Source organism: Haloactinomyces albus (assembly GCF_031458135.1).
GTDB classification, from domain to species: Bacteria; Actinomycetota; Actinomycetes; order Mycobacteriales; family Pseudonocardiaceae; genus Haloactinomyces; species Haloactinomyces albus.
On the sequence record NZ_JAVDXW010000001.1, the window covers coordinates 4,521,539 to 4,533,829 of the forward strand.

At 67.0% G+C, this 12,291-nt stretch carries 10 protein-coding genes; 2 read left to right on the forward strand and 8 right to left on the reverse strand.

Annotated features, from left to right (window positions below; all coding sequences use genetic code 11):
* Nucleotide 1 precedes the first annotated feature (1 nt).
* From JOF55_RS21275 to JOF55_RS21305, 7 genes are all read right to left on the reverse strand, one after another.
* Nucleotides 2-1,393, reverse strand: a complete 1,392-nt coding sequence (locus tag JOF55_RS21275) for an amidohydrolase family protein (protein ID WP_310277315.1) — start codon at nucleotides 1,391-1,393, stop codon at nucleotides 2-4.
* On the reverse strand, nucleotides 1,390-2,676 hold the full coding sequence (locus tag JOF55_RS21280; RefSeq protein WP_374727574.1) for a uracil-xanthine permease family protein: 1,287 nt from the start codon (nucleotides 2,674-2,676) through the stop codon (nucleotides 1,390-1,392). The genes JOF55_RS21275 and JOF55_RS21280 overlap by 4 nt, the downstream gene beginning before the upstream one ends.
* Before the next feature lie 377 nt (nucleotides 2,677-3,053).
* The gene (locus JOF55_RS21285; protein WP_310277321.1) at nucleotides 3,054-4,169 is read right to left on the reverse strand and encodes an NAD(P)-dependent alcohol dehydrogenase; all 1,116 of its coding nucleotides are present in this window, start codon (nucleotides 4,167-4,169) and stop codon (nucleotides 3,054-3,056) included.
* 96 nt (nucleotides 4,170-4,265) lie between these two features.
* Nucleotides 4,266-5,456 (reverse strand): DUF1015 family protein, encoded by a 1,191-nt coding sequence (locus JOF55_RS21290; protein ID WP_310277324.1) that lies wholly within the window; start codon nucleotides 5,454-5,456, stop codon nucleotides 4,266-4,268.
* Complete coding sequence (locus JOF55_RS21295) at nucleotides 5,453-6,523, reverse strand: 3-phosphoglycerate dehydrogenase (protein ID WP_310277327.1); 1,071 nt, start codon at nucleotides 6,521-6,523, stop codon at nucleotides 5,453-5,455. Before JOF55_RS21295 ends, JOF55_RS21290 begins: the two co-directional genes overlap by 4 nt.
* 329 nt (nucleotides 6,524-6,852) lie before the next feature.
* Nucleotides 6,853-7,713, reverse strand: coding sequence for an NAD(P)-dependent oxidoreductase (locus JOF55_RS21300; RefSeq protein WP_310277330.1), 861 nt, complete (start codon nucleotides 7,711-7,713; stop codon nucleotides 6,853-6,855).
* Nucleotides 7,714-7,782: 69 nt separating this feature from the next.
* Nucleotides 7,783-8,010 (reverse strand): hypothetical protein, encoded by a 228-nt coding sequence (locus tag JOF55_RS21305; protein WP_310277333.1) that lies wholly within the window; start codon nucleotides 8,008-8,010, stop codon nucleotides 7,783-7,785.
* Between the two features lie 153 nt (nucleotides 8,011-8,163).
* On the opposite strand from JOF55_RS21305, the gene JOF55_RS21310 reads away from it, so the two are divergent.
* Nucleotides 8,164-8,592, forward strand: coding sequence for a PPOX class F420-dependent oxidoreductase (locus tag JOF55_RS21310; protein WP_310277336.1), 429 nt, complete (start codon nucleotides 8,164-8,166; stop codon nucleotides 8,590-8,592).
* A gap of 90 nt (nucleotides 8,593-8,682) precedes the next feature.
* Nucleotides 8,683-9,411 carry a GPR1/FUN34/YaaH family transporter gene (locus tag JOF55_RS21315; protein WP_310277339.1) on the forward strand — a complete coding sequence of 243 codons (729 nt, stop codon included), beginning with the start codon at nucleotides 8,683-8,685 and terminating at the stop codon, nucleotides 9,409-9,411.
* A gap of 168 nt (nucleotides 9,412-9,579) precedes the next feature.
* On the opposite strand, the gene JOF55_RS21320 is transcribed toward JOF55_RS21315, so the two are convergent.
* On the reverse strand, nucleotides 9,580-12,189 hold the full coding sequence (locus JOF55_RS21320; protein ID WP_310277342.1) for a plasma-membrane proton-efflux P-type ATPase: 2,610 nt from the start codon (nucleotides 12,187-12,189) through the stop codon (nucleotides 9,580-9,582).
* Nucleotides 12,190-12,291: the final 102 nt, after the last annotated feature.

The following is a 12,291-nucleotide window of genomic DNA, read 5'->3' on the forward strand; positions in this document are numbered from 1 at the left end:
CTCACCTGTCACACCCCCGGCCGTTGCTTGTCCGCCGGTGTTCGACCGATGTGGAATGGACGCGTTGCAGGGGGGCTTGTTCGAGCACTTTCCCTCCGATGTCGGCGGCATGTTCGACGAAGGCGGGGCCGTCCCAGTCCGGTGGCCACCCCTTCCACAGGCGGAGTTGTCCACCGATGACCACGGCGGTGATCTGATCCCGGTTGGCCAGCCGGACCAGTTCCCAGGGCAGGTCCCGGGACGGCTGCAGTTCGGGGACGTTCGTATCGACGAGGAGGAAATCGGCGGCCTTGCCGGTGGCGATCTCACCGGTGAGTTCCTGCAGGCCCACGGCGGCGGCGCTGCCTGCGGTGGCGTGCTCCAGCCAGGACCAGCCGCCACCACAGGACGAATCGCCCGTGTCCAGGCCGTATGCGAGGCGCTGGGCGAATTCGGCGGCGTCGGCAAGCCGGAATCCGTCGCCGCGCGTGCCGTCGGTGCCGAGACCGAACCGCACGCCCAGTGTGGCCAGCATGTGTGCCGGTGCGACCGCATTGCCCTTCCAGGCGCTGGCGACCGGGTTGTAACTGATCGCGGCGCCGCTGTCGGCCAGCAGCCGCATCTCCGGCGGTGTGAGCAAGGTGGTGTGGGCGGCCAGCGTGTGCGGACCGAGGGCTCCGATGTCGTGGAGATGCTCCAGCGGTCGGCGTCCGTGCCGCTCCAGGGAACGTTCGACAGCGGCGAGATGCTCGTTGACGTGGATCTGGAACACCGTTCCGGCATCGGCGCACAGTCGCGCGGTGTCCCGCAGTGTCTCCGCGGTGGCGATCTCCGGGATGGGGATCGCCAGGGAGGGGTGGATCAGCGTGGCATCGTCCCAGCGTGCCAGATGCTGCTCGCCGTGATCGGGTTCCTCGTGGCAGACCATCCCGAGTACACATCGGATACCGGTGTCCTGGGTCGCTGCCGCGACCGTGGCGACGTCGACGGGAGCTCTCGTGCCTGCTTCGGTCACGGTGGTGAATCCGCCGCGCAGTGCCTCCAGGGCGGCGAGTTTCGCGGCGACGTAGGCTGTTTCCTCGTCGAGACTGTGCTCCAGCGGAATCCAGATCCGCCGGAAGATTTCCGAGGGTTCGCCGAATCCTGCGGCCTTGCCGAAGCTCTGCGTGAGGTGGTGGTGGGCGTCGATGAAGCCCGGCATGAGGATGTGGCCGGGCAGGCGAACCGGTTCGAGGTCGCTGCGCGCGGCGAGGACTTCCCGGGCCGGCCCGACGTGCTGGAAGATTCCGTCGGCGATAACCACGGCGTACTCGTGTGCGGGACCTTCGGGCAGGAGGAGCGCCTCCGGCAGGAGAAGCAACTCATCGTGGGCGAACAGGTGCTGCATGGTCTCGCTTTTCGGTGATGGGGTCATGATGCGGCTGCCGTCTCGGTGTTTTCGCGTGGGGAGGGGGCCCGGAGATGGTGAAACACGACGTTGAGAACCGCGGCGACGAAGGCACCGACGGCGACGCCGCTGTCGAGCAGGATGCGCACGTTGGCCGGGAACTGATCGTAGATGCCGGGAACCAGGATCGGTAGCAGTCCGAGGGCGAGCGCGACCGCGCAGATCACGATGTTGGTGTGATCGGACAGATCGACCTGGCGCAGCATCTGGATACCGAGCACGGTGATCACGGCGAACACGACCAGGGCCGTACCCCCGACGACCGCGGCGGGAATACCGGCCATGAGCTGTGCGATCGGGGTGAACAGGCCGATCAGCACCAGCACGATCCCGGCGATGACGGTGACGAACCGGCTACGCACCCCGGTGACCCGGACGATGCCCACGTTCTCCCCGCTGGTGACCATCAGCGACGTGCCGAAGAGACCGCCGCACAGTGAGACGAGGGCATCCCCCCGGATCGTTTTCGGAGCGTCCCGGCGAGTGTCGATGTCCTTGCCGACGATCTCGCCGTTGAGCACGGTCTGCCCGGTGGCCTCGGCCATCGACGCGAGCGCGAAGAGCATCAGCGGAACGGCGGCGATGAGACTGAATTCGGGCGGACCGAAGGGCAGCGGTTCGGGCAATGCGAACAACGGGCCCGTGCCGACCTCGTCGAAGTGGGTCGCTCCCAGCAGTGCGGCCAGCACGGTGCCCGCAACGAGCCCGAGCACGACTGCGAGCTGGCGCAGCATGCCGGTCAGCAGGCGGAAGAACAGGACCGTGCAGCCGATCGTGGCCAGTCCGAGCAGGAGAGCGCGGGGATCTCCGAATCCCGGTGTCCCCGGCTTGCCGGTGACCAGCAGGCCGCCGACCTTGATCAGATTCACGCCGATGATCACGATCATCGTGCCGATCACGACAGTGGGGAAGAACTTCAGCAGTCGGGTGAACAGCGGAAGCGCCACCAGGTAGAAGACCGCTGTCAGGATCACCGCTCCCGACGCCGTGGGCAGACCGTGTTCCTGGGCGATGGCCACGAACAGCACGATCGGTGCTCCACCGGGCAGCATCACGAACGGCAGCCGGACGCCGATCCTGCCGGGTCCCAGGGACTGCACCAGGGTGCCCACGCCGGAGAACACGAAGGCTGCCGCAAGCAGCTTGACCGTCAGGTCCTCGGACAGGCCGAGGGTCTTGCTCACCAGGAACACGCTCGAAATCGGGGTCGCTGCCATCACCAGCACGTGCTGGAGGCCGAACGGAATCATCCTGGCGATCGGCCGATATTGGTCCACCGGGTGTCGCTCTGTCGATACGGACACAACAAGCCTCCTCGCTGTGAGGTCGGCGAAGGGCCACTCGTGGCCCCGTGACGGACGTGCTCGGGCTGCTGTTCGCAGCAGAGCGCTCGCCCCAACCCGAGGTCGGGGACCGACTCGATCCGGAAGGCCTCGCGCTGTGGACGCGGTAGCCAGCGGACAAATCGATTTGCCCGTGTATATTGTGACGCCGATCTCCCGATGTCAAGAGCTTGTCGAGACCGCGGGTGGACAATCCGCCTTACCGCGTGCGGCAGGCTCGCGTGTCCCGTGCGGGATGCCGCACACTCGGTTCGGAAGAGCAGTGCGCCCTCGACGCCGGTGTTTCAGCCGGACTCGAAGGTGAGGACCGGTTTGAGGGTGCTGCCGTCCTTGACCGCCGCGGCCGCCTCGTTGATGGCGGTGAACTCGTAGGTCCGAACCAGCTTCTGCAGGGGGAACCGGCCTTGTCCGATCAGGTCGACCAGGGCGGGCAGGAAGATCTGTGGTGTCGAATCACCTTCGGTGACGCCGATGACCCGTCGACCGTTGAGCAGAAAGTTCACATCGACCTCGACGGTGCTGCCCGCCGGTGGCGCGCCGATGGCGGCGCAGACGCCCAGGGGTGCGAGTGCGTGGACGGCGGTGTGCAGCACCCCGGTGTTGCCGGTGCTGTCGATGGCGTAGTCGATGCCCCTGCCGCCGGTGATCTCCGCCAGGGCGGCGGCGACATCGGTCTCGCGGGAGTTCACCGTCGCGGTGGCTCCCAGCTCGTGGGCCAGTTCCAGACGGTCGGCGACGAGGTCGACCGCCACGATGTTCGTGGTGCCCGACAGCGCTGCTGCCATGATCGCGGACAGCCCCACCGCCCCGGCGCCGAACACGGCCAGGACCGATCCGGGCTCGGGCTTGAGGGAGTTCCACACCGCTCCGGCGCCGGTCTGGACTCCACAGCCCAAGGGGGCGAGCAGGGACAGGTCGGCATGCGGATCGACCTTGGTCACTCCGCGCTCGTCGGCCAGTGCGCAGGTGGCGAAGGAGGATTGGGCGAAGAAGTGTCCGTGCAGTTCACCGGACGGGCCGGAGAGGGTGGTGCTGCCATCGGCTCGCTGCCCGCCGAGCAGGTTGCGGGACAGGAACGTCTCGCAGTACGCGGGATGGCCCGTTCGGCAGTTTCGGCACGATCCGCAACTGGTGAACGACAGCAATACCTGGTCGCCGGGCTGCACGGAATCGACTGTGGCACCGACGCGTTCGACCACTCCTGCTCCCTCGTGGCCGAGGACACCGGGAAGAGGAAACGGGATATGGCCTTCCTGCACGCCGACATCGGTGCCGCAGAGGCCGGTGGCGACCATGCGCACGAGCACTTCGTCGGGGCGGGGCTCGTCGAGGGAGACCTCCCGGAGCTCGAAGTCCTCGCCCACGCCGGAGAGCACGGCAGCTGTTGCGGTGATGCTCATCGCTGGAGCTCCTCCATCCTCGCCCCGCCCTCTCGACATCGAGGGCCGGTTTCCCTCGCCGGTGCCCATCGTGCCGGTCGACGGCGGCCGCAGGCTTCAGCCGGCACGAGTGCGGCCGGAAGAGACCGAACACAGTTCCCGTGCGAACAATCCCGCGCTGGCTTTGGGATCGAACCACGTTGACTTCGGCGGCATGAGCAGACCGGCGTCCGAAACGGCCATGACCTGCTCGACGCTGGGCGGGTGCGGGAAGAAGGAGAGTGCCTCCCGCTCGGCGCACCAGCATCCGGTGCCGCCCGCGCCGCCGCCGTGCGTCGGTGTGGCCCGGTCCCCGGAGTCGGCGCCTGCCATGTCGAGCACCGCGGGAAGGAGCTTCTCGTCGAGCGCGACAGCGTCGAGTGAAGCGCGAACCTGGTCGGCATCCCACGGGGCACGCAGCCACAGCCGGTAGCATCGCCCATCGACGCGCACGCCGACGACTCCGGGTGCGGGTTGTGCCGCTTGAGCGGAGTCGCATTCCTCGATGCGCGCCGTCACGGGGTGTGCGGCCAGTACCTCGAGTACGTCCGCAGCGGAGGTACCCTCCGGCATGGGCAGGCAGCGGTGATAGCCGAGGATGCGCATCTCGCTGCTGGGAAAAAGGGCAGCCAGTGTGAACGCGTGGGCGTGCTCCCCGTTGAGGCGGCTTCGCCTGCGCGCATTGCGTTCCGCGGCCACCATCCGGTGGTGTCCGTCGGCGATGTACAGCGTCTCGATATCGCCGATCTCGTCCTGGACTGTTTCCGCCAGCTCGGCATCGTGACGAATCCAGACGGTGTGCGTGATTCCGTCGGCCGAGTTCAGACGCACATCGGGTTCGTCCACCGTGATCCCGTCGAGCAGTTCACGCAGCCGGGGCCGGTCCGGATGAGCAAGTGTCACCGGCATCTGCTCGATACCGCCGCCCACCGTGAGCTGCTCGATTCGACGCTCGCGCTCGGGACTGGTGGCCTCGTGGCAGCGAATGCGCCTGTTGCGGTAATCGTCGATCGACACCTCGACCACGACCCCGGTTTGCCGGTGCCTGCCGGCTTCCAGCCGGTACACCACCACGGCCGGTACGGAGGGGCGCGTGTATCCGCCCGCGTCGAGGAGTCGGCGCACCCGTGTCGGGTCGATGGTCCCGTCCACCGTCTCGGTCCGCCGTGGGTCGATGACCAGCACCTCCGGCGGACGTACCGTGATGCCCGCGGGATGCCCGGAGAGCTCGCGTGCGGGGGTGGTTTGCTGTGCTTGCGAGCCGTTCATGAGCCACCGCCGGAACGGAGCGGCGTCGCGAACCCGGTGGGCTGTGTTTCGGGCTGCGTTTCGGGCTGGGACCCGGGTTGCGTTTGCTGTGTCGGCAGCACGGTGTCGAGGTTCACGCAGTGCACCACGTTGCCCGCATCGAAGGCATCGATCATCCGTACGACCTCGGCGGCGACTGCGTGCTGCGCCTGCTCGGTCGAGGCTCCGATGTGATGGGTGCCGTAGACGTTCGGGTGTTTGGCCAGCGGGGAGTCGATGCTGCCGGTGCTCGTGTCCGGTTCGTCCGCGCACACGTCGATGCCCGCGCGCACGTCCTTGGCTTCCATCGCTTCGATGAGCGCGTCCTCGTCGACGAGCTCTCCGCGCGAGGTGTTCAGGATGATCGTGCCGGGTTGTACGTGGGCGAGCAGGTCACGGTTGAGCAAGTGCCGGGTGGATTCGGTCGCCGGTACGTGCAGTGACAGGACATCGCAGGTCCGTGCGAGTGTCTCCAGGCTGTCGACGAAGTGTACCCCGATGGCGTGGGCACGGTCCCGTGTCTGTTGATCGCGCTGTGTATTGGCCACGGCGTGTACTCGGGCGCCGAATGCCGCGGCCCGCTCGGCGAATTCGAGTCCGATTTGCCCCAGCCCGATCACGCCGACTCGGCGACCGTGAATTCCTCGTGCCCGGGCGTAGCGTTTCTTGTCCCAGTGGCCCGCGCGCAGGTCGATGACGTTGTCGGCGATGTTGCGGTCCAGCGCCAGCAGCAGACCGAAAGCGAGCTCGGCCACTGCGACCGAGTTGCGTCCCGGCACGTTGCAAACGTGGATTCCTCGCTCGGAGGCTGCTTCGCAGTCGATGGTGTTGGTCCCGGAACCCGCACGGATCACCAGACGTAGCGCATCGGCTTCCGCGAGGACCGAGGCGGGGACCTTGGTACTTCGTACGACGAGAACGTCGCATCCCGCAAGCTCGCCGGAAAGCTGCTCGGTGGTCGTGTCCGGCTTGTGAATACAGTCGTGGCCGAGTTCGGCCATCTCGGTCAGGGACGATTCCGGGAAAGCATCGGCGACAAGGACCCTCATCGGCCACTCCCTTGCGCTCGGTGGGCCCGCCCCGGCAGTCCCCTCCGCATGCCGCACGTCGGTGTCCGGGGCGAGCCGCGATCGTTCCTCGCGCGGCACCATGAACAATAGATCGACTGTTGCTCATTACGCATATGATTGCTTATGGCGCAATAGTGACGTCGTCGTCGGAGGACGTCAACAAGCCACGTTGAGTGGACGGCCGAACTCGCTCGACAGCGTGAAGATCACCTCCCATACTGTATACTGTGCGCTCGCCACGGTGCTTGCCTCTCCGGTCGAGCGGTCGGTGCCGAGTTACTCGACCAACTCGGCACACCGCGCGGACGTCAGTGCTGCAGAGCGTGTATCACCGCAGCCATGTCCTCCGCGCCGTGCCCTGCATCGGCTGCTGCCTGGAACTGCCGATGCAGTGCCTGCATCAGTTGTTCGTCGGTGCCACCGGTGCGCATCGCCTCGGCGATCAGCGCGGTGTCCTTGACCGCCCCGCCGAGGGTGAACGCGGGCGGGAACTCCTCTGCGATCATCGCCTTGCCTTTGATTTGGGCATAGGCACAGTCGAGCGGCCCTCCGGAGATGGCATCCAGAAACAGTTGCGGATCGAGCCCCACATTGTCGGCCAGCCCGACGGCCTGGGCCGTGGCGCCGACGACCGAGAGCACCCAGGAGTTGGCGGCCAGCTTGAGCCGGTGCCCGTCACCGGGTTGCTCTCCCACCCACACCGTGCGCGAGCCGATCGCCTCGAAGACCGGCGTGACGGTGTCGCGCAGTTGTGCTGAACCACCGGCGAGCACGATGAGCGACCCCTGCTCGGCAGGCTGTTTCGTGCCCAGCACCGGTGCATCGACGAATCCGACACTGTGCTGCTCGGCCAGGTCGGCGAGCCGGGCGGTGCCACCGAGCCCGACCGTGCTGGTCTGCACCCAGATCGCCTCCGAGTCGGTGGCGGGCAGAGCACACTCCATCACCTGGGCGACGGCGTCGACGTCGAACAGCATGGTGATGACCACGTCCGCGCCCGACACGGCGCGGGAGAGATCCTCGGCGACGGTGGCGCCCGCCTCCGCGAGCGGGCGCGCCTTTTCCACGCTGCGATTCCACACCGTCACGTCGAGTCCGGCACCGGCCAGGTTCCGGGCCATTCCGGCTCCCATCAGCCCGGTCCCCAGTACGGTCACAGCTTGCGCCACGGCGTCCTCCGATCCTTGCGGCTTCCCGGAAACACCCGGTTACCCGATCACGGAAGCAATCATGCTCGGTCATCGGAATGGGCAACCGGAGTGCTCGACGAGATCGCGTGGGCGGCGAGCCTCGCGCTGCTGTCTGCCGAGCAGCACTCGGACATCGGCCGAGAGCCGTACGGTGCGCTCGTCGACGACCTCGGCACGGGTGCGGTGATCGATGTTGAAGTGGGTGCCGGTCGGATGTGGCGCGGTCCAGCGGATCTGCTCGTCGAACGCCTGGCGCTCGGACTTTTTCCGATGCACGGCTGGCGCGATGATCCTTTCTGCGGGTCGCGAGTGATTCCGCCGGAGTGGATGGCCGGAAGTCACCGAGGAAGCAGATCCTGCACATGTGCGGTATGACTGACTCCGGACGGCTTTGTTCGCGAGGATGCGACGCACGGAGGGAGAGCAGCGATGGCGGACACGAAGAACGGTCCGGATTTGCACCCGGTGACCGAGGAATTGGCAACCGGAAAGAATTTCGCCTCGATTTCGACCCTGCTGCCCAACGGCGCGATCCAGACCCAATTCATCTGGGTGCATGCCCAGGACGGCAAGATCGTCCTGAACACCGAAACCCATCGCACGAAGTACCGGAACATCACAAGTGATCCGCGGATCACCGTCCTGATCCGCGACGAGAACGACCCGTACCGGTATGCCGAGGTCCGCGGCGAGGTCACGGCGACGACCACGGGCCCGCAAGCACGCGAGCAGATCGACGAGTTGGCCCGGAAGTACCTCGGCAAGCAGTATCCGCCGGAAGGTATCAAGTCCGAGCGTGTCATCCTGTGGATCACGCCCGCCCGGCAGACCATCGTCGAGCAGAACAAGAGCACGTAAGAGGTACTTGCACTGCGGTGAGTCCACACGCGAGAACCCGGCCCGTGCCTCGCATTCGCCTGCAGGAATGGGACTCTCCAGGATTGCGGCGTGGGAGCGCTCGTACGCTTCGACGGGCACGAGGACGGGTATGCACAGAGGATGGCCTCCACGCCCCCGCAGCAGTCGTTCAGTCACATTTCCTTGCGTCCCTACGGAAACCCGCTCCCGCTCGGATTGTTCTCCTTCGGCATCGGCATGGTGCTGCTCGCCGGGATCGCCTTCCAATGGATGCACGGTATGGAAGTACGAGCAGCCGGGATCCTGATGGCTGCCTTTGTCTTTCCGCTGGAACTGCTGGCTGCAGTGCTCGCCTTCCTGGCCAGGGACACCGGCGCCGCCAGTGCGCTGGGTCTCTTCGCGACGTCGTGGCTGGCGCTGGGCCTGTTGCACGTCGTCTTCCCGACGATGCGGACCAGCTTCGCGGCGGGCCTGTTCCTGGCGGCGTTCGCGGTCATGCTGATCCCGCTGGCGGTTGCGGCGAGCCTGGGCAAGCGTCTCCTCGCGCTCGTTCTCTCCGTGTCGACAATCCGTGCAGGATTGGCTGCCGCCTATCAGTTGGGGGCCCCGCACGCTGTCGCTCTGGCTGACGGGGCCGCTGCGCTTGCGTTGTCCGTGCTATCGCTGTACGGGGGAACCGCTTTTCTTCTTGAGGATATCCGGCAACGAACGCTGCTTCCGGTGCTGCGCAGTGGGTCCGGCCTGCGAGCGATCAACGCCGAGCTCGGAGACCAGTTCAGACGGCTACCGCAGGAGCCCGGTATTCGACAGCAACTTTAGAGGCTCCGGCAGCAGGAACTGTCGGGCTCGCGGCGCCCGGGCGGCACCTCGCGGCGTTGTCGTGGAGTCGACGTGGCTCCGCCACGCCTCCTTCCTCCTAGCAAGACCCGATGCGAGGCATCCACCTGGCCACCGCTCCCTGATCCAACGCCCCACCGCCGGAGCCTCTTAGCCACGTTCCTGCGTGCGGTGCGAAGAGGGGTCCTGAGCGCGGTCGGTGCCGGCTTCGGTATTTCCCGGATCCTGATCCGTTGCCAACCGTCGATTGAGGAGTACTTTGGTCGCGTCGATGGCGAACAGCCAGATGACGGACCATCCCCAGGCGAGCCCGACCTGCGACCAGCCGATGGACGGCATGAGAAAGCCGGTCAGCGCGATGGTGGTGGCCAGGATCTGGGTACCGATCACAGCAGCCAGGACGATCGCAGTGGGCCAGGAGGACCAGAAGGGGCCGCGGGTGCGCGCCGCGAAGTAGGTCAGATGGCCCGCCACGGACAGCTTGAGGTAGACCAGCGTGGTGATGGCGGGGCCGGTGATGCCGAGCGGGCCCTGGGCGAGCACGACCAGCACGAATGAGGACACCACGCCGACGAGCCCGAGTGCGGAACCCACGCCCAGCACTTGGCGCATCCGCCATCGTGCGGGTTTGCTTGCCGGTTCGGCTCGGTCATAGGCGATGGACAGGATGGCCAGGTCGTTGAGCAGCGCCAGCAGGATCACCTGAATCGGGTTGATCGGGAAGATGCCGAGCGCTGCGATGGCCACCGTGACGAACACGACGATGCGGATCGTTTCGCTGATGCGGTAGATGGTGTAGTTGGTCATTCGCCGGAACGTCTCCCGGCTGCGGCGCAGCGCCTCGACGATGACCGACAGTCCGGGCTCGGTGAGTACGACCTCGGAGGCCGCTCGGGCGGCATCGGTCGACCCCGCCACGGCGATGCCGACCTCGGCGCGCCGCAGCGCGGGGGTGTCGTTGACGCCATCGCCGGTCATGCCCACGATCTGATCGCGGTCCTGCAAGGCGGCGGCTATGCGGTACTTGTCCTCGGGCACCACCTGGGCAAAGCCGCTGACCGTGTCCACCTGCTCGGCGAGTTCGCGTTCGTCGGCGGCATCCCGGACGGCTTCGGCTTGTCGGACGTCATCGCCCAAGCCGACCTCGCCTGCCACCTGCTTGCCGATCTCCACTCGGTCACCGGTGAGCATGCGCACCTGCAGACCGAGATCGGCTGCCTGTTCCAGTGTCTCGGCGGCGTCCGCGCGCGGTGGGTTACGCAAGGCCAGTACTCCGAGGAAGCGCCAGTCGCCGTCGTCGTCGGCGCGCGCGACGGCCAGCGTGCGCATGCCCTGCTCGCCGAATCCGCGTGCCTGCTCCTCGACCTGTTGACGCAGATCGCTGCCCGCCTCGGCCAGGTCGGTGATCGCCTGCACAGCCCCTTTGGCCACATGGAATTCGTGACCGTCCGGCCCTCGCGCGCGGCCCCGGGTGCGTTTGAGTTGCGGGTCGAACGGTGTGAAGTCGAGCAGTTCGTACCTGGCCAGCCATTCCTCCTCGGTTGCGTCGAAGATGGCCAGATCGATGGGGTCCCTACCGTCCTGCTGGGAGGCGAGCGCGGCGGCGAGCAGGATCTCGTCCGAGCCGGCGGCATCCCCGCTTCCGGTGTCCACACCGACCGCATCGTGGACGGTGATTTCGTTGCGGGTGATCGTGCCGGTCTTGTCGACCAGCAGGATCTGCATCCCGGCCAGTTCCTCCAGTGCGGGCAGTCGGCTGACGATGGCTTTCCTGCGGGCGAGTGCGCGAGCACCGGCGGCCATCGTCACCGACAGCACCGTGGGCAGCGCCACCGGCACCGAGGCGATCGTGACGACCAGAGCGAGCTCGAGGGTTGTGGCCAGCGGATTGCCGCGCAGCAACGACACGGTGATAATCACGGTGACCAGCACCAACGACAGCGCGATGAGGTAGCGACCGATCCGCAGCACCGCCTGCCGGAAGTGCGACGGTGGTGCCTCGCCCTGCACCAGTTCGGCGGTGTGTCCGAAGCGTGTGCGCAGCCCGGTGGCGGTCACCCGCACATGCGCATCCCCGCGCGATGTCGATGACCCGGAATACACCGCATCGCCCGGTTCTTTGCCGACCGGCAGGGATTCACCGGTCAGTGCCGACTCGTCCGCGGAGATACCGCCGGCCAGCAGCCGCCCGTCAGCCGGGACGATCTGGTCCACACCCACGTGCGCGAGGTCCCCCGGGACCACCTCCCGCGCGGGGATCTCGTGCCAATCGCGGCCTCGTTTGACCCGGGCGTGCACGGCCACCTGCTGCTTGAGTGCTTCGATCGCCCTACCGGCCTGGTGCTCCTGCCAGAAGCCCACCACACCGTTGATCAGCAGCAGCACCAGGATGACCGCCAGATCCGGCCACTTCCCGCTGGCGGCGGAGAGCACGGCGGCCGCCTCGATCATCCACGGGATCGGCCCCCAGAAGTGCCGGAGAAACTCCACGATCGTGGAACGGTTTTGCTCGCCGAGCTCGTTCGCGCCGTAACGCTCGAACCGCCGGGCCGCCTCGTCGCCGGACAGGCCCTCCTCGGAGCCGAGACCCTCGTCGGCACGCCGGTCCTCATCGTGCCGCGCGTCGGGCGGCCCTTCGCTCTGCTCCTGGTCATGCTGCTCCTGGCCGGTGTCACCGTCCTGCTGCTCGGGGGTGTCCGCATGATCGACCCCGTGCGTCCGAGAGCGAGCCGTGCTCTTCGAGTCGCGGTGCTCGCTCATGAACGCTCGGTCTTTCTCCGTGATGTGTCGAGAAAAGCCACTACCCGGGTGTACCCGTCATCATCCGGCACACACTCGTACGTCGTGCGCTTGCGATCCCGA